The organism is Paenibacillus sp. FSL F4-0087 (assembly GCF_038020215.1).
In the GTDB taxonomy this organism is placed as follows: domain Bacteria; phylum Bacillota; class Bacilli; order Paenibacillales; family Paenibacillaceae; genus Paenibacillus; species Paenibacillus taichungensis.
This window is the reverse complement of record NZ_JBBODJ010000001.1, coordinates 1,344,707-1,362,921: the sequence shown is the minus strand read 5'-3', so window position 1 is coordinate 1,362,921 and position 18,215 is coordinate 1,344,707. Positions and strand designations below refer to the sequence as shown.

Genomic DNA, 18,215 nt, shown 5'->3' with positions numbered 1-18,215 from the left:
CGGTATGGGCAAAGGTGTATTGCACTTATTCGGGAGTAATGTATCAATTAAAGTAGTTGCTATTTTATTCTCATTCTATATCGCCAAGTATTATGGAGCACACTTCTTGGGTATTTACACTTTATTTTTCTCGATTTACGGTATAGGACAATTCACCTGCAAGTTGGGATTGTTCTATGCACTGGAGAAAAGAATCAGTGAGATTCGCAAAGATGAAGGTCAGATTATCTCGGTTACGATCTTAATAAATACGGGGTTGTTGTTCCTCTCATTACTGGCAATCTTTGTATTTAGATCATTTCTCAATGGCTATATTGGTGTGGATAATGCTGCATATTACTTGATGTTGTGTATCGTAATTGCTAATTTTGGAAATCTACTTTCGATTTTGATTAAAGCTCAGAAGAATATTGTTGCGTACTCAAGAATTATGTTCATTAAAGAAGTGGTACCTCGTGTGTTCTCAATGATTGTTTTGATATGGATAGGGGATATTCGTGTACTATTTTCAGCAATAATTGTTGGAGAAATCGTTGCTTCATTATATTCGCTTATGGCATTGAAAAAAGTAAAGCTTGAACGTCCTTCCAAACATGCTTTCGGTCAATTGTATTCTCTTACAAAATATAATGCTGTAATGGAAGTTAGGACTTTGACATTTAGTTGGATCGATGTATGGATGATTGGTTTTTTCCTTACCAAAGAATTGGTGGGAATTTATCAATTAGCCTGGCAGATTGCTAGCGGGATATTAATTGTTAATAAAACATTGGCAACCGCTTATTTTCCTTACTTCAGCGAATGGGCAGCGAATAATAAACTGGATCAACTAAAAAATTACCTTAATAAAAAGGTTTATATGTATTTACTATTTCCTATCCCGGTATTTTTTGGGAGCTTGATCTATTCCGAGGATATTATGAGGTTATTCAACAATACGTTTGCCGAGGGGAAATGGGTCCTTGCTATATTGGCAGTTTGTGCGATATTTAGGTCAATACAGGAGCTGTACAGCAAGGTTCTTGTAGCCATGGATCATGCAAGACTTTCGTTTATCGCTTCTACCTACTCAGGCATTACAAACATCGTTCTTAACCTGGCTCTCGTACCTTGGATTGGCATTGAAGGTGCTGCAATATCAACATCTTTATGTGCCATTATTGACTTTATAGTCTGCCGTCACTATTTAAAGAAGGTGTTCAGTTATACCATGCCAAGAATTCAGTACCTTCCTAATATTGTAGCATCGTTTATCATGCTCGTTATGCTCTTGTTATTTAAATATGGTCTGGAGATAAGAAATATCTTTGTGGGCCTTATGTTGGGTGTATTGTTGTGGTTCATATCTTTGTTGTTTAACCGGACTTACCGAGATGAACTTTTGAGTTTTGCAACCTTTAGGAAGCTTAGGCAGAAATTGAATGGCTAATCGGATAATGTTGAAGTGGAGTGATGGTATTGGACAACATGACTGCGGTTATTGTTACAGATGATAATTATGCTCAGCATCTGGGGGTAACGCTGACTTCATTATTTGAAAATAAAAAATCAAGTCAGCCTTTAAAAACGTATCTGATCAGCAACGGTCTCAAACCCGAAAATCATGAGAAATTAAAACGTATTTTTGAGCGTTACCAGTCTGTTTGCGTATTTCTGGATATTGATACAAAAAAATTTGCCCACTTGTCTGTCAAAAATCACATGAGTCATGCGGCGTATTACAAAATTTCTATTCCTGAACTTATTCAGGAGGAGAAAGTCATCTTTCTGGATTGTGACTTGGTAATACAGGAGGATATCTCTGATTTTTGGAATGTGGATATTAAAGATTACCACCTTGCTGCCGTAGAAAATCCTGATTTTAATCGTTTTGACCAACTACGTATTCCAGTAGGCTCCCGTACATTTAATTCGGGTGTAATGCTTCTTAATCTTAAGGCGTGGAGAGAAAACAATATCCCGGAAAAAGTCATGGAATTTCTAGTAAGTAATTCTCATAAGACAGCACTACATGACCAAGATGGGTTCAATTCAGTACTTTATGATAAGTGGCTATCTGTTGCGCCCAAGTGGAACCAACAAACCAAATTTTTTAGTATGAAATTGAATGAATCATCATTTTCTCAAGAAGAATGGCATGAAGCATTAAAGAGACCTGCTATCATCCATTTCACAACTTCTTCAAAGCCTTGGCAATATACAAATATTCATCCGTTTAAAGCGGAGTATTACAAATATCTTAAAATGACAGAATGGAACGATTTTGTTCCTCAAGGTAAAAACCTCAAAAACCAATTGAAAAAGTGGATCATAATGGCTCTTCCTGCGCCATTATTGGTCCGTATTCGCAAAAATCTGCAAATCAAAAAAAATAAAATGGTATACGAAGATGTAACCAAATGATAAGTGATCCTTGGTTCAATGAAAGATACTGAACAAAAGGGGAATATTTGCATGTCCACATACTTAAAAAATATCAATCTACAGTTATTTGTTGCCACCATGGCTCCATTGGGTTTCTTTTACAAAAAGGGAGAGGGTGGTGGACTATTAGATATCACACTCTTAATTTATGTCGTTCTTTATGTCATGGTTGTTTATAATATGCTGATAAAAAAAGAAAAGCTGGCTCTTTTTAAATATGATGCAGTCGTTTATTTAGTTCTTATAGTAATGAGTTTCAGTCTGCTGTATACTCCGCAACCCATGGCTGGATTAGTGAAATTTTTGAAGTTTACTGTCATGGGAGTAGGCATGATATATATACTGCGGTCCTTTGTTAAAAGAAAAGACGACATAACAAAATTTTATAAATACTTTATATTTAATAGTTTTGTAATTCAAGTGCTCATTCTTATTGATTTTGCAGCGAATGAATTTCCTGTGGGTAGGTACAAATATCATGGGGTGCACCCAATTGCTACTGCTATGTTAGGGGCCACTTCTCTTTTAATTGTACTTATTTTGTTCTCGGCAAAGAAAGTGAAGTTTTCAACAACGCTGATTCTTTTACTAACGAGCACCTCTATTTTAATTATTGGCGCCTCAAAAGGCCCAATCCTTGCAATTGCGATTACCTTGTTCCTGATGATGAGAGGGCTTAAGAAGGTGAATATCAAGCTAATGCTTTTGCTTGGAGTCATTCTCGTTGCTTTGTTGAATTTAAGTGCAGTACAAAAATACACTGAATTTTTGACGGATCGAATTTCAAATACGGCTGGCTCGGAATCTTCAGCAGTTCGTTTGAACTTGTATGATCAGGCAGAAAGAATTTTTTATGAAAATCCTATATTAGGGGCAGGTATTGGTACACTAAAGGAGTATCCTCATAATTTATTTTTAGAGATACTTGCAGAGAACGGACTTCTATTAGGGTTTATGCTGATTATTGTTCTATTAATGGTTTGCAAATCCTACTTTGGCTTCTTGTTAGATAAATCGTTGGATATAAATTACTCACTTTCATTATCACTTGTCATTATTTCATTTGTAAGCTTGATGGTTAGTTGGACATACGTGGATCAGAAATATTTGTATATGGGACTGGGTACACTTATTATGGTGCACAGCTCTTTAGTCAATCAGCCGAAGTATGAAGTTGAAGCGTTGATGAGAACAGAGAAATCGAAATCATTGAGGACAACTACTCTTTAGGGGAGAAAATAAATGTTAAGGACGTTATTGATCACCAATCAGATTGCTCCTTACCGGATTCCTGTGTACAACAAAATCAATCAGAGTGACTCAATTGATTTTACCGTTTGGTTTTTACAGGAAAAGGAATCAAACCGTGAATGGAATATTGATTATTCAGAGATGGAATTCGCACATGAGCAAATGCGCGGGTTCCATATTTTTGTGCAAAAATTAGATATGGGTATTCACCTAAACCCAGGATTATTCTGGAGGCTAATTCGTTTTAATCCGGATGTTGTTATGACAACAGGTTATGAGGCACCTGGGTACTGGACAGGAATGTTGTACGCTAAGATATTCCGTAAAAGATTTGTTGTTTGGTACGGCAGTACATTACACAGCAGTAGAGTTCAAAATAAGCTTTTTAATTCAATACGTAAATTCTTCTTTGGCAGAGCTGATGCTTTTGTGTCGTATGGTACTGAATCAGCTAAGTGTATGGAACATTATGGTGTGGATCCTGAGAAAATTGTAATCGGATATAACACAGTAGATGTGAAGTATTATCGGCAACACTATAAAGAAAGCAGGAAGGCATCGCGTCAGAATGAAGCCAGAATACAATTTCTTTACATTGGACAGTTGATCGAACGGAAGGGATTACTCCACGTTTTGCAGGCACTGAGTAAACTTGAATCTAGGAACTGGGAATTCAAAATTGTAGGAAGTGGGTCGGACGAAGCGATTTTGCGTAAAAAAGTGGAAGAATATGGATTATATGATCATGTTTTATTTGAAGGTTACAAACAAAAAGAGCAGCTTGGAACGTACTTGGCCCAAGCAGACTGTCTAATTTTCCCTTCATTAATTGAGGTATGGGGACTTGTTGTTAATGAAGCTCTAGCAACAAATACCTTTGTATTGGCATCCAAATATGCGGGGGCTACAAAGGATATTATAGCTGACAAACAAAATGGACTTGTAATAGATCCATTGGATCAACGGAACATGATTGAGGCATTCCAGTGGGTGATGGGCAACAAGGAATATATTCAATCTCAACGTTCACAGGGACTGAGTTTATGGCGTAAGTTGCATCCGAACTCTTATGCACGCTCGGTTGAAACTGCAATCAAAAAAGCTGCATTGTGAGGTCTATAGGAATGGAAAATAAAATCAGGCTTGATTTATATGAGCAAACGGAATATTCACGTGGAAGAAATGGAATCATTGTATTGCTATGGTGGTTGATACAAGGAACTGTGTTTCGCTTTTCCCTTCATCAGATGTACGGGTGGCGTAGATGGTTATTGACTCGATTCGGGGCTGAAATTGGCCATGGTGTTAAAATTAGATCTTCCGCCAAGTTCACTTATCCATGGAAAGTGACGATTGGAGATCATAGTTGGATTGGAGATAATGCGGAATTTTACAGTTTGGATGAAATTGCTGTAGGAAGACATTGTGTGATTTCGCAGAATACTTATCTTTGTACAGGAAGTCATCGGTTGAATGATCCTTCGTTTGGATTGATTACGAAGCCAATAGTAATTAAGGATGGAGCTTGGGTCGCAAGTGACGTTTTTGTATATCCTGGTGTCATTATTAATGAAATGGCTGTTGCGGGTGCACGAAGTACAGTGATCAAGAATATTCCTGCAAATGAGATTCACGTCGGCTATCCAGCTGTCTTTATAAAGCGTCGTTTCCCTCAACAGATTGGAAGTACGATACCATTTGAACGGTTAGAAAGTGAGATGATGAGATGAAGCCCAAAATAGTATTTGTCATTAATTACTTTTACCCGGATGTAGTATCGACTGGGCAAATTATGACAGAGTTATGTCTTTATCTTCAAAAGGATTTTGATATAACAGTAATTGCTGCACAGACTGAGGGGACGATTCATGAAAAACAGAGTCGCTTCATTTTAGATCAATTAGAGCAAATACAGATTATAAAGATCAATCTTCCTGATGTTAATAAAGAGAATAAATTAAGCAGGCTGAAGTATATCTCAGCTTATTTTGTTTGGGCAACTGTTGCATTACTCAAACAGAAAAAAGTGGATTTAATATACACCATCTCCCAACCACCCGTGTTAGGTGGAGTGATTGGTACAATAGGCAAATTATTAAAAAGAACAAAGCATATCTATAACATACAAGACTTTAATCCGGAACAAGCTGAAGCAGTTGGTTACAGTAAAAAGAAATGGATTGCTAGTACGGCTAGATGGGTCGATACGCTAAGTTGCAAATTGGCGGATCATGTTGTGACCGTTGGTGAAGATATGAGAGAGACGCTGGAACGCAGATTCAATAATAAGAAAGTGACCGATAATTCGGTGATTCATAACTGGACGGACGAACAAGAGATTGTACCACTCTCCAAAGACCATCCGAAGGTTGCAGATTTTTTGAGAGAACATCATCTTGAAGGGAAATTTGTAATCATGTATTCCGGTAACCTTGGGTTATATTACGACTTGGAGAATTTGATTAATATGACGGGGAGATTTGCTGGATATCGGGATCTAGCATTTGTGTTTATAGGTGAAGGTGCTGTGAAGCGAAAAATGCAAGACTATGTTGAGCGACATGGTATCAAACAGGTGTACTTTCTTCCTTTTCAAGCGAAGGAAAATCTGAAATATTCTTTGAATGCAGCGGATGTGCATTTGGTAGTTAACCAGAAGGGGATTAAGGGCGTCTCTGTTCCTAGTAAGATATATGGTGTGATGGCTGCTGGAAAACCAGTTTTGGGAGTATTGGAACAGGGCAGTGAGGGTTATCGAATTATCAGTGAGAGCAAGTGTGGGCGTTTAATGGAACCACAGAGCTATGAAATGTTTGTCAAACATGTGAAGGACTTATATATGTTGAATCGGGATGAACTTAGAAACATGGGTCTGGAAGGAAGGGATTATCTGGAACAACATCTTAAACGAAATACCTCCATGGAGAAGTACAAAGTATTGCTTAGCAGACTTGCATCCAGAACAACAGACCACCAGTTAGTTGGGAAAAGGGAGTATGCGGCATCTGAATAATGTCTTGAGTTAACAATTAAAGGAGGAATCGCAATGAAACTTGTACTGCTGTCAGGCGGATCAGGGAAACGACTTTGGCCGTTATCCAATGATGCGCGTTCAAAACAATTTTTGCGTGTACTCCAAGATGATGACATGCAAATGGTATCCATGGTTCAACGTGTATGGCACCAGCTTGAACTAAGTGGGTTGGGTGCTGACAGCTATATTGCTACTGGTAAATCACAAATAGAAATGATGCAAAGCCAAGTAGGTACAGAAGTACCTTTGATTGTAGAGCCCGAACGAAGGGATACATTTCCTGCTATTGCACTTGCCGCAACCTATCTTTATTCAGTGAAAAGTATAGGGCTCAATGAAGTAGTAGCCATCTTACCAGTAGATCCATATGTGGAAAATCACTTCTTCAATGTGGTTCAGCAGTTGGAAGGGGCAATCAATCACAGTGGAGCTCATATTGGACTTATAGGTGTGAAACCAACTTATCCATCTTCTAAATATGGTTATATTATTCCAGGTACCTTTAGGCAATCTCATGAGGAATTGGAGATCCTTCAGGTTCAACGATTCCAGGAAAAACCTAGAGAGGAACAGGCAGAGCTATTAATTAGTAATGGAGCTCTTTGGAACTGTGGTGTATTTGCTTTTAAATTGGATTATATCATTAATAAGTTGCAAGAAAAGGGCTTGCCGATACAGTATGAAGAGCTTCTTAAACAATATGGTAACCTACCTGAAATAAGTTTTGATTATGAGGTGCTGGAGAAAGAGCGCGAAACCATTGTTATTCCTTATGAGGGGTATTGGAAAGATTTAGGTACGTGGAACACGTTAACAGAGGAAATGGGCTCCAAGCAAATTGGAAAAGGTATTGTCAGTTTAGATTGTACGAACACTCATTTGATCAATGAATTGGATATACCAGTTGTGGTCCTTGGAGTATCAGATATTGTAGTGGCAACGAGCCCAGACGGTATTTTGGTTACAGACAAGAGTGCAAGTCCCAGAATCAAAGAAACTATTAATTTTAATACAGGGCCTAAATATGAAGAACGTCACTGGGGCTGGTGCAAAACGCTGGACGTGCAACAGTACGATGACGGGAATCAGGTGACTACCAAAAGACTGCATGTGATTTCGGGGAAAAATTTAAGTTATTGCCTAAGTCGCAGCTGTCAGGAAGTATGGACTATTGTTAGGGGAAGCGCCGAGTTTATTCACAATGGTAACCGAATGAGCATCAAGGCAGGCAATGTACTCCATATTCCGGCTATGACTATGCATGGTCTAAAAGCAATAACGGACGTGGAATTTATTGTTGTTCAATCAGGACCTTTAATTATGGAGAATGATTTGGTTGAGTTATATACAGATTGGGAAGAAATTGAACAACATTGTGTGAAAATCTAATATGAAATCCAGCCTGAATTTGATTTTTTATATTACTGATTATGGTTACGGACATGCGACAAGAAGCATAGCCCTGATTAGGGAGCTGCTTCGGCCTAAGTATAATATAAGTCAAATAACAATTTGTTCTGGGAAAGTATTACCTTTTATCAAGAGATCTTTACAGTATGATCAACGAATCAACTTTAGAGAACAAGCTCTTGATTTAGGATACGTCCATGAATCAGGGAGTATAGATCTGTCATCAAGTCTACTTCAGGAGAGATATGTGTATTATCATTATTCCTTTTCGAGTATGGTTTCCATGGAAAGGGCTTTTTTGGCTTTACAAAAGCCAGACATGGTTTTATCCGACATCTCTCCAATTCCTTTTTTAGCTGCATCGCAATTAAATGTTATTTCTGTCGGTATTTCCAATTTTACTTGGTATACAGCATATGAGGAAGCGCTAACTCCCGAACTAATACAGTTGTTGGAACAATGCTATCGCTGTATGGACTATTTTGTGAGGCTGCCTGGTGGAAAAACTGAGCCAGATTGGGGAGTCCGCGGTGGTATCGTTGCAGATTTTTACTGTCGAAGAGTAGACTCTACGGAAATGAAGCGTATTCGCTCACAGCTTGACCCCTTCAAGAATAAAACGATTATTTTTTTCGCAATAGGTATGGGTGTTGATCTCTCAGACATTTCCAAAATGAAGCTGCTCAAGCATGAAAAATTTGTTTTTATTGTCTCATGCAATATGGAAATTTCCGGTCAGAACATCTTCAATATTGAAAAGAATTATACGGAAACACAAAATTTTGTTGCAGCATCAGATATTGTAGTTACAAAACCTGGTTGGAGCACAATCAGTGAAGCCGTTGTTTCCCATAAACCACTGGTTTTATTGGAGAGGGGGAATATTCCAGAAGATCGCAGAAACATTACTGCAGCCTGGCATGCTACGAAAACAGTCACTATTCAGTGGGATGAGCTTCGGGATATGGAAGATCCTAATTTTTTTGAGGGAATGATTATATCTTGCGATTCCGAGAATGATGAAATAGAAAATCATAAATCTTTTTATTCTGAGGATAGACGATCTGGAGTAAATGTTATTGCTGAATTCATTGAGAGTTTATTGGATTTTCGTATAACAACGTGATTGGTATATTCATATAAATAAAAAAGTTAATGGAGGATGGACAATATGAAATTGACAGTGATCGGTACAGGGTATGTAGGTCTGGTATCTGGTGTTTGTTTTTCGGAACTTGGTAATGAGGTAATCTGTGTGGATAAATTGGAAAATAAGATCGAAATGTTAAACGAGGGCTTAGTCCCAATTTATGAACCAGGGCTGGAGGAACTTATTGTAAAAAATAAATTGGCGGGCCGTTTAACCTTCACTACGGATTTAACCAACGCTGTACAGCAAGCAGATATTATTATCATTGCGGTTGGAACTCCTCCACTTCCCAGTGGTGAAGCTAATCTTGCATTTATCCACCAAGCTGCTGAGGATATCGCACTTGCGATGAACGATTACAAAATTATCGTTACCAAAAGTACAGTACCTGTAGGGACAAATGAGCAAGTTGAGGGAATTGTAAGTAGATATAGTAAGTATCCTTTTGCGGTAGCTTCTGTACCTGAATTTTTAAGAGAAGGTTCTGCAGTGCAAGATACGCTTAATCCAGATCGAATTGTTATTGGTTCTGCCAGTACAGATGCTTTTGAGAAATTATCTTCGCTGCATAGTGAACTGACATCTAACATTATTTTAACGGATGTTCGATCAGCCGAGATGATTAAGTATGCTTCGAATGCCTTCCTATCCACTAAAATCTCATTCATTAATGAAATTGCCAACATTTGTGAAAAAGTGGGAGCGGATGTGACACGAGTAGCTGAAGGCATGGGATATGATAAGCGAATTGGTGCCTCTTTCTTACAGGCAGGAATAGGTTATGGGGGGTCATGCTTTCCAAAAGATACACAGGCGCTCATTCATATCGCCAATAGTGTTAAATATGACTTTAAGTTGCTTCAATCCGTTGTGGAAGTCAATACGAAACAACGATTAAACGTTATTGATAAGTTACACGAAGCTCTCGGTTCTCTACATGGAAGTCGTATCGGAATTTGGGGACTTGCCTTTAAGCCTAACACTGATGATGTAAGAGATGCTCCAGCAATCGAGATTATTAATAAGCTTCTCGAATTGGGTGCAACTGTTCAGGTGTATGACCCTATCGCAATGGAGAACTTTAAACGAGAAATTACTGATGTTTCATTGATTCACTGGGCGGATAATGCACTTCAAGCTGCCACAGGATGCGATGCGTTATGTCTTTTAACAGAGTGGTCCGAATTTACGTTGATCCATCTTAATGATCTGGCAAAAGTCATGAGCCGATCCGTATTAATTGATGGCCGTAACTCTTATAGTTCGGAACAAATATTGAATTCTTCATTTGAATATTATTCTGTTGGACGTCCTAATCTGACCAAAGTTTTGCCAGACACAGTTCCGTTGGCTAACTGATCCATTTCGTTTTAAAAATCTATTAATGCCGGAAATCATGTGATTGCTAAAATACATTCTTTGTGATTTCCGGATAATACATCACAATTGATATTTACTGAGGGGATATGTAATGAAGCTATGGCTCAAATTAACTTTAAGTGCATTATCTCTACTGTTATTAGGTATTCTAGGATACGGTATTTTTGTATATTACACAGTAAAATCAACAGCAAATAATATGTACGAACCCCTTGATTCAGTAGAGCCAGTTAGCATTGTAACTGATGTAAGGGGCGGCAAAGAAATAAACATTCATGATAATGATCCTTTTACGGTTATGGTAATGGGAGTGGATGAGCGGAACACAGATGTAGGTCGTACGGATACGATCATCGTTCTCAGTGTTAATCCGGCTAAAAAATCAGTACTAATGTTTAACATTCCTCGAGATACACGGACTGAAATTGTAGGACATGACACAGTAGATAAAATCAATCATGCTTATGCCTTTGGAGGTGTAAATATGGCAGTAGATACGGTTGAAAAGTTTCTTGATTCGCCTATTGATTATTATATTAAAGTAAATATGCAAGGTTTTAAGCAGCTTGTTGACATACTAGGTGGCGTGGAAGTTAATAATCAATTTGAATTTGATTATCAAGGCCATCACTATAGCGAAGGTTTAATCAAACTGAATGGCAATGAAGCACTTGGATATACAAGGATGCGTTATGACGATCCACGTGGGGATCTAGGGAGAAATAGTAGACAACGTCAAGTATTGGAATACCTTATGCATTCTACTCTTCAAATATCCAATGTTATACATTTGAAGACAATACTTTCTGAAATTGAGAATAACGTAAGAACGGATATTACATTTGAAGAGATGAAAAGTATGTTAGTGAATTATCGCTCAGATATGGAGAATATTGAAACTGTGGAACTTGAAGGTGAGGGTACGAAGATCAATGGAGTGTATTATTACTTAATTGATCAGGAAGAAAGAAATAGAGCTCATGAACTAATACAGAAACACCTAGCTAAATAATATGTTATGGAGATGGCATATGGATAAAAAGTTGGTTAATGAAATATTTTGGCTTCGGAGTATATCATGCTTGGCTATTGTATTAATTCATGCAATTGAAGCTTCAATTGACTTTCAAACCAAACAATTAGGCTCGACATCGTTTTCTCTCGAGAATCTCCATCTGATATTACTGTTTGCAACACCTACCTACGTGTTCATTTCGGAGTTTTTATTGGCAAAAGCATACAGAGATGGTGTGCCACCTGGGTTTCTTATAAAAAGAATGAGAAGCCTTCTGATTCCCTATTGTTTTATGGGCATTGTATACGCAGTATTTGATATGACAGAAGGATTTACATGGAGCGCAGTCATTGTTGAAACGGTGAAAAATATTGTTATGGGCGATTTTGTAGCCTGGTTTATACTTCTCATTTTTCAGTTTTATATTCTGCATATGATCTTAAGTAGGGTACTAAACCGTATTCCTCCTTTGAGAGCTCTTATTTTTTCGTTTGTTGTAAATGTTTTGTACTTGGCATTCTTTAATCTGACTCAGCCGATAGCTATAATTCCATTTCATGATTACATTTGGGCCCGTGGCTATTGGATTCCGTGTTTAGGTTGGTTATTTTATTTTACAGTCGGTTATTATGCTGGACGTAATTACGAGTATGTTATTCAATGGATACGACGTCATAAATTATGGATATTTGGTTCGACTTTATTGATGATGGCTCTTGTTTTTCTGTTCAATGATCACATTTTTACTAAGACAACTTCGAAGAGACCTGATATGCTTCTATATACTTGCTGTGTTATTGGACTGATTTTTTATGTATCTAACAAGGTACAGCAGATTCCACAATGGGTCTACCATATAAGCAGTTACTCTTTCAGTATCTATTTGCTTCATAAACTTTTTATGGGATGGATTCCTTATATATCAGAAATGGGATTTATAGGATATACAATAATATTATTTGTATCGAGTTTAACAGGTTCTATTATTATGGCGTATCTTTTTAATCGAATACCTTTTGGCAGATATCTAGTCGGAGGGATCCAACATGTGAAACCAAAGGAAACAAATCTTCCAGCCCAATCCAAAACGGCTATAGAAACATGATAAGGTTTGTTTATAGAATGAATAAGACTAAACAAGGGGGGAGAACGTATGTGGCGAAGTTCTGTGGGTATTCACAAGAAAAACAAATTGCGGATACGCCGGTCACTTTGGTTGCTAGGATCTATAATATTTATTTCATTATGGATTTTATTCATATGGTCAATGTCGGCACAGTCATATCAGCAGCAGACAATTCAACCTTTCCTACATAAATTATCTGAGCAGGTGAGGTTGGGTTTCACTTTACCTGATATATCAATCAATTATGGTGAAAAGCATTATTCACTTCAGCAGAAGCCGTTTGATTTCTTGGAATTTATTATCCGAAAAAGTGGACATCTATTTATCTATGCTGTACTGGCTGCTTTAGTTTATGGGACTTTGCATCAAAGAAAACTAAGCAGCAAGACTGCTATCCTATTCGCATTATTTGTTGTTAGTTTAATTGCTTCAACGGATGAGTATATTCAACAATTCAGCCCTAGTCGAACTGCCTCCATACGTGATGTTGGAGTAGATTTGGTCGGAGGGTGTGTAGGAATTATCTTATTCAGATTAAGTAGGAGAGTGTTCAAAGGAAAATCGAAAACATAAAATTGATTATAGGATTTCCCAGGAAATGCTGCCCGCTAGTTCCCGCTTCTACTTGCTTGCCATCCATCATAAGTATGGAAGTAGGACAAGGGGGACGATGCATGCTGCGAAGAAGGAACCGGAATGCGTTACTTAAAAAGATCGGATTCATTGCACTTGTGCTGCTGCTGTTGTGGCTCATAGTCAGAACCATTCCATATCTGTTTCGTGCAGATGCACCAGATGAAGCTGCTGCCATTGCCCAAGAGTTTTACAAATATGAGCAGACAGGTGATTTCGGCAGTTCATGGGAGTTGTTTCATCCATTAATGAAAGAGCGCTTTCCCAAAAGCGCCTATTTACAGTCTAGAGCGCATATTTTCATGCAGCATTTTGGAGTCGAAACCTTTGATCTGGAGATGGAAAAACCGGAGCGGGAGTTTGACGTTACGGTAATTGATGGCGTTAAACCATTTGCAGAGGCGTATCGCATTGGTGTTACCCAGAAGTTTACGGGAACCTTTGGTCAATTTAAAATCGTGCAGAATTGTTATATCGTAAAGGATGGGGACGATTGGACATTGCTTTGGTATTATCCGAAGAATGGAGATACCGAAACTGAGCATGACAAAACCGAATGATAGTATTAACCCATACTATGTACCGAATTGTATCATTTGTACTTGAAAAGGCTCTATGAATGCGAGACTTTAGTCGCATTTATGGAGCTTTTTTTGCATTTCATTTCTTTTTAAACCTGTAAGGGGTTGACATTAGTCCCGGTGTCAAGTAAATTACGAGTTAGATACAAATTGTATCAAAATTCAGCGTCTAACGACAAATAACAGGGACTTCAATGCTCCTTGTGAGGGGAAGGAATATCATTGATCGAAACGGACCGCTTTTACTGTGTCAGTTGTGGGATGATTGTGTCGGTCGCTAGGGGCTCTGTCGAACTAAAGGAAGAGGACTGTGGAGGCAATCACGTATTTCGCACCGGATTTTATCGGAGTGAGATGCCGCTTGGATGCTGTGAAGCGTGTGTAGTTCATACGAAACGTCAGGGGAAATCCCAGTTTGCGGGACAATATACTAAAGATTATGATACACTATCTTCATATGAGAAGCGGGCATGATGTGAGTGTCCGTTGATGAAGGAGGAAATGGAATGCAACAGGAGCCGGTCGTCCGTCTTCAGGGCGTCAGTAAAATCATCTCCTCCCGATCATTGGTCAGTGACCTGACTCTGGATATTTCTCCGGGGCAGGTTTTTGGTTTTTTAGGACCCAATGGGGCGGGAAAAACAACAACGATTCGAATGATGGTAGGGCTGATGTCCATCAGTCAAGGAGATATCATTATTTCGGGACACAGTGTGAAGAATGAATTTGAGCAAGCCATAGCTCAGGTTGGAGCTATTGTTGAGAATCCAGAAATGTACAAGTTTCTGACTGGATATCAGAATCTCGTTCACTTTGCCCGGATGTCACCTGGTATTACGAAAGAACGCATTGCCGAGACGATTGAACGTGTTGGGCTTACAGCACGCATTCATGACAAGGTAAAGACCTATTCACTAGGTATGCGCCAGCGTTTGGGCGTGGCCCAAGCCATATTACATAAACCAAAGTTATTGGTATTGGATGAACCCACCAACGGACTTGATCCGCAGGGAATACGGGAACTTAGGGATTATTTGCGCCAGCTCTGTCAGGAGGAAGGGATCACAGTCTTTGTATCCAGCCACTTGCTGTCCGAGATGGAATTGATGTGTGATACCGTTGCGATTATCCAAAATGGCAAATTGATTGATGTAAGAAATCTAAAAGCTGAGGCAGGAGTGGACGTACTTACTGAAGTTGCTTTTGAAGTAAATGATGCATCACGTGCAGCCGAACGAATTAGCGAAGCTACAGTTCAGGGCAATGCCATTGTGGTTCGTTTATCTCGTGAGCAGATTCCGGACTTGAATGCGAGGCTGGTCAGTGAAGGGTTTCAGGTATATGGTATCCGTAACGTAACCCATACACTGGAAGATCAATTTTTGCAGGTGACTGGGGGCGGAAGCATTGAGTAATTTCGGCAATCTAATTATGAATGAAAACATGAAAATTTTCCGTCGTCCGCGTACTTGGATTATGTTATCCATTCTGGCATTGATCTCACTGTTGATGCCGGTTCTGCTTAATGAAGGTATGGGATCTAGTGAGGTCCCATACTGGCAAGCAGCTATTACAACCGTTCAGATTGTCTTTTTCCTGAATACCATCTTCTGTGTCGTTATTGCAGCTGAAGCGGTAGCTGGTGAGTTCACCTGGGGAACGATTAAACTTCTGCTGATTCGTCCGTGGTCGCGCAGCAAAATACTGGCATCCAAATATTTGTCCGTGATTGGGTTCAGTATTCTGAGTACGTTACTTGTTGTTATTCTGGCAACCGTAATGTCGTATATGCTGTTCTCTCATTCCGTAACTCCGGATGGAAGCGGTGCTTCTGCATCACATGCATTTGCACTATGGGGATATCTGTACGTGGACTTGTTTATTACGCTCGCTATTGCCTTTATGGTCTCCTCCGTGTTTCGTTCGGGAGCTCTGGCCATCGGTTTGTCTCTATTTATCATGTTTACACAGAATTTGTTCTCATTGATCTTCAATCCCGTTCGTTACGAATGGGCCAAGTATGTCCTGTTCAATAACATGGATCTCAGTCGCTATATGAATTCAGCGGCGGATTATGGATTGCTTGGCGGCGATGGAAATGCAGGTATGACACTTGGCTTTTCTATTGCTGTTCTAGCTGTATATTATGTCATTTTCATGTTGATCTCATGGGTTGTATTCAACAAAAGAGATGTGGCAGGCTAAGCGCCTGCTTCTTTTTTTTGCCCAATTTCTCCTTCAGGATGGAAAATAGAGTATATTCAGCATCCGCTGTGGCATGACTAGCATTTAAGGGTACATATAATAATACATGAGCATGCGGCATGGAATGGAACACGCTGCCCAAGCTGTATTAAGTTGCAATACATACATATTATCGCCGCAGTCGTATTTGGCAGAGCAGCGTATGGAGGGATCACGTTTCTTGATAAACAACAAGTTTTACCGTATATGCACAGCAATTATTTTGCTGCTGCTCATCGTGTATTTGGGGGATAAAGTCAACTTTATTTTCAGCCCCCTGACCTCGCTGATTCACATCATCATCATTCCGCTGCTGATTGCCGGTTTCTTCTATTATCTGCTGCGTCCGCTTGTCGACTATATGGAACGGCACAAAATGAAGCGTGCACTGTCAGTTCTTATTATTTACGTGGTGATTGCGCTGATTATGGCAGGATTCAGTGTGCTTGTATGGCCTTCACTGCGTGAACAACTGTTGAATTTTGTGGAGAATGCCCCGGTACTGGTTACTTCGCTCAGTGATCAGTTGGCTGAATTTGAGAAGAGTGGTTTCCTTTCAAAATATATACCTGAGGATTCCGATCTGTTCTCACGTTTCTCTGATTTTCTAAGTCAAGGAATTGCCCAGGTAACGGATTACGTATCCGGATTGTTCTCGGTTGTATCCAATCTGGTTATCATTCTGGCGACGTTCCCGATTATGCTGTATTACATGCTCAAGGAGGGCAGCAAATTTGGAACCAATCTTACACTGTTGCTCCCGAGACGTTACCGTAAAGATGGAGAAGAGACGGTCCATGAAATTGACGAAGCCTTAAGCAGCTACATTGTAGGTCGTGTCATTGTCAATGTAGCATTGGGCATCCTGATGTATATTGGTTTTCTCTTTCTCGGTTTGCCATATGCTTTACTACTGACGGCCGTATCCATTGTTCTGAATTTCATTCCTTATGTAGGGGCCTTGCTGGCAGCCATTCCTGTCGTTATTGTGGGGTTCATCGAATCACCTTCAATGGCGATCTGGTCGCTTGTCATCATTGTCATCGCCCAGCAAATTCAGGACAATCTGATCTCTCCTTATGTCTATGGCAAACAGTTGGACATTCATCCGTTGACTACCGTCATCTTACTGCTTGTAGGTGCAGACCTGGGGAACATTCTTGGGATGATTATCGTTATTCCGCTGTATATGATTCTGAAAATTATAGTTCGCAAAATCCATTATCGGATTGTCGAAGATAAGACTGAACTTTGAATGGAATTTGAAATACAACTCTGTCATGTGTCACCACTAATGTTTACTCTTGAAACACATGGATAAGCCGCATATCAATGGTGAAGGGCCTGGTAACTTGCCCTCGCGATTGATATGCGGCTTTTTTTCATACTTATTGCTCACTCGTGTTATATCTGTTATACTTGATATATAACAGATAATAAAAAAGAAGGTGGACCCTTGATTATTCAACTGGATATGCAATCCGAACTTCCCATCTATTCGCAACTTGTTTATCAAATTATTGAAGGTATTGCTAGTGGCGAGTTACAGCTAGGTGAGGCGCTACCTTCGGTTCGAAATTTGGCAGCAGATATTGGGGTTAACCTTCATACGGTCAATAAGGCTTATACACTACTCAAGCAAGATGGATACATTCTAGTTCATAGACAAAAGGGAGTCGTAGTGAACCCTGATGGAATGCCTGATTTAACAGATGATTTTTTGAAAAAGCAGCAGAGAGAATTAAGACCGATTATTGCCGAAGCGATATGTCGCGGAATGACCAAAGAGGAACTATCTGCGGTATTAGACCAAATGTATGATGATGTAAAGATGGGTCACAACAAAGAATAAAAGAATCAAGGGAGTGTGTTATATATGCAACTATTTAGTATATTACCTATCATTTTAATCTTTGCTCCATTAGCCTTACTTCTATCCTTTGCACCATATTTGACAAGGGAAACCA

18 protein-coding genes are annotated in these 18,215 nt (G+C 39.1%); all 18 read left to right on the top strand.

Going from position 1 to position 18,215, the window contains the following annotated elements; translation table 11 throughout:
• Window positions 1–4: 4 nt before the first annotated feature.
• The 18 genes from MHB84_RS06610 to MHB84_RS06525 all read left to right on the top strand — a co-directional run bounded on the left by MHB84_RS06610 (window position 5) and on the right by MHB84_RS06525 (window position 18,100).
• Window positions 5–1,429, top strand: a complete 1,425-nt coding sequence (locus MHB84_RS06610) for an oligosaccharide flippase family protein (protein ID WP_076291497.1) — start codon at window positions 5–7, stop codon at window positions 1,427–1,429.
• 38 nt (window positions 1,430–1,467) lie between these two features.
• Window positions 1,468–2,403 (top strand): glycosyltransferase family 8 protein, encoded by a 936-nt coding sequence (locus tag MHB84_RS06605; protein ID WP_256716916.1) that lies wholly within the window; start codon window positions 1,468–1,470, stop codon window positions 2,401–2,403.
• 51 nt (window positions 2,404–2,454) lie between these two features.
• Window positions 2,455–3,654 (top strand): O-antigen ligase family protein, encoded by a 1,200-nt coding sequence (locus MHB84_RS06600; protein ID WP_076291499.1) that lies wholly within the window; start codon window positions 2,455–2,457, stop codon window positions 3,652–3,654.
• 27 nt (window positions 3,655–3,681) lie between these two features.
• Window positions 3,682–4,788, top strand: a complete 1,107-nt coding sequence (locus MHB84_RS06595; protein WP_179087223.1) for a glycosyltransferase — start codon at window positions 3,682–3,684, stop codon at window positions 4,786–4,788.
• Window positions 4,789–4,799: 11 nt separating this feature from the next.
• Window positions 4,800–5,405 (top strand): WcaF family extracellular polysaccharide biosynthesis acetyltransferase, encoded by a 606-nt coding sequence (locus MHB84_RS06590; RefSeq protein WP_076291501.1) that lies wholly within the window; start codon window positions 4,800–4,802, stop codon window positions 5,403–5,405.
• Window positions 5,402–6,688, top strand: coding sequence for a glycosyltransferase family 4 protein (locus MHB84_RS06585; RefSeq protein WP_076291502.1), 1,287 nt, complete (start codon window positions 5,402–5,404; stop codon window positions 6,686–6,688). Before MHB84_RS06590 ends, MHB84_RS06585 begins: the two co-directional genes overlap by 4 nt.
• A 33-nt stretch (window positions 6,689–6,721) precedes the next feature.
• Window positions 6,722–8,098 carry a sugar phosphate nucleotidyltransferase gene (locus tag MHB84_RS06580; RefSeq protein ID WP_076291503.1) on the top strand — a complete coding sequence of 459 codons (1,377 nt, stop codon included), beginning with the start codon at window positions 6,722–6,724 and terminating at the stop codon, window positions 8,096–8,098.
• 1 nt (window position 8,099) lies between these two features.
• A complete protein-coding gene (locus MHB84_RS06575) occupies window positions 8,100–9,245 on the top strand; it encodes a hypothetical protein (RefSeq protein WP_143764819.1) in 1,146 nt (381 codons plus the stop codon).
• 45 nt (window positions 9,246–9,290) lie between these two features.
• Window positions 9,291–10,628 carry a UDP-glucose dehydrogenase family protein gene (locus MHB84_RS06570; RefSeq protein ID WP_076291505.1) on the top strand — a complete coding sequence of 446 codons (1,338 nt, stop codon included), beginning with the start codon at window positions 9,291–9,293 and terminating at the stop codon, window positions 10,626–10,628.
• A gap of 112 nt (window positions 10,629–10,740) precedes the next feature.
• Window positions 10,741–11,661: an LCP family glycopolymer transferase gene (locus MHB84_RS06565; RefSeq protein ID WP_076291506.1), complete on the top strand. Its 921-nt coding sequence runs from the start codon at window positions 10,741–10,743 to the stop codon at window positions 11,659–11,661.
• 19 nt (window positions 11,662–11,680) lie between these two features.
• Window positions 11,681–12,769 (top strand): acyltransferase family protein, encoded by a 1,089-nt coding sequence (locus MHB84_RS06560; protein WP_076291507.1) that lies wholly within the window; start codon window positions 11,681–11,683, stop codon window positions 12,767–12,769.
• A gap of 48 nt (window positions 12,770–12,817) precedes the next feature.
• Window positions 12,818–13,363, top strand: coding sequence for a VanZ family protein (locus tag MHB84_RS06555; protein ID WP_076291508.1), 546 nt, complete (start codon window positions 12,818–12,820; stop codon window positions 13,361–13,363).
• Window positions 13,364–13,464: 101 nt separating this feature from the next.
• Window positions 13,465–13,983, top strand: coding sequence for a hypothetical protein (locus tag MHB84_RS06550; protein WP_076291509.1), 519 nt, complete (start codon window positions 13,465–13,467; stop codon window positions 13,981–13,983).
• A gap of 282 nt (window positions 13,984–14,265) precedes the next feature.
• On the top strand, window positions 14,266–14,478 hold the full coding sequence (locus MHB84_RS06545; RefSeq protein ID WP_341143015.1) for a hypothetical protein: 213 nt from the start codon (window positions 14,266–14,268) through the stop codon (window positions 14,476–14,478).
• Window positions 14,479–14,510: 32 nt separating this feature from the next.
• Window positions 14,511–15,419 carry an ABC transporter ATP-binding protein gene (locus MHB84_RS06540; RefSeq protein ID WP_076291510.1) on the top strand — a complete coding sequence of 303 codons (909 nt, stop codon included), beginning with the start codon at window positions 14,511–14,513 and terminating at the stop codon, window positions 15,417–15,419.
• A gap of 16 nt (window positions 15,420–15,435) precedes the next feature.
• The gene (locus tag MHB84_RS06535; RefSeq protein WP_326101852.1) at window positions 15,436–16,209 is read left to right on the top strand and encodes an ABC transporter permease; all 774 of its coding nucleotides are present in this window, start codon (window positions 15,436–15,438) and stop codon (window positions 16,207–16,209) included.
• 220 nt (window positions 16,210–16,429) lie between these two features.
• Window positions 16,430–17,503, top strand: a complete 1,074-nt coding sequence (locus tag MHB84_RS06530; RefSeq protein ID WP_099855963.1) for an AI-2E family transporter — start codon at window positions 16,430–16,432, stop codon at window positions 17,501–17,503.
• A 201-nt stretch (window positions 17,504–17,704) separates the two neighbouring features.
• The gene (locus MHB84_RS06525) at window positions 17,705–18,100 is read left to right on the top strand and encodes a GntR family transcriptional regulator (RefSeq protein WP_076291512.1); all 396 of its coding nucleotides are present in this window, start codon (window positions 17,705–17,707) and stop codon (window positions 18,098–18,100) included.
• The last annotated feature ends 115 nt before the right edge of the window (window positions 18,101–18,215 follow it).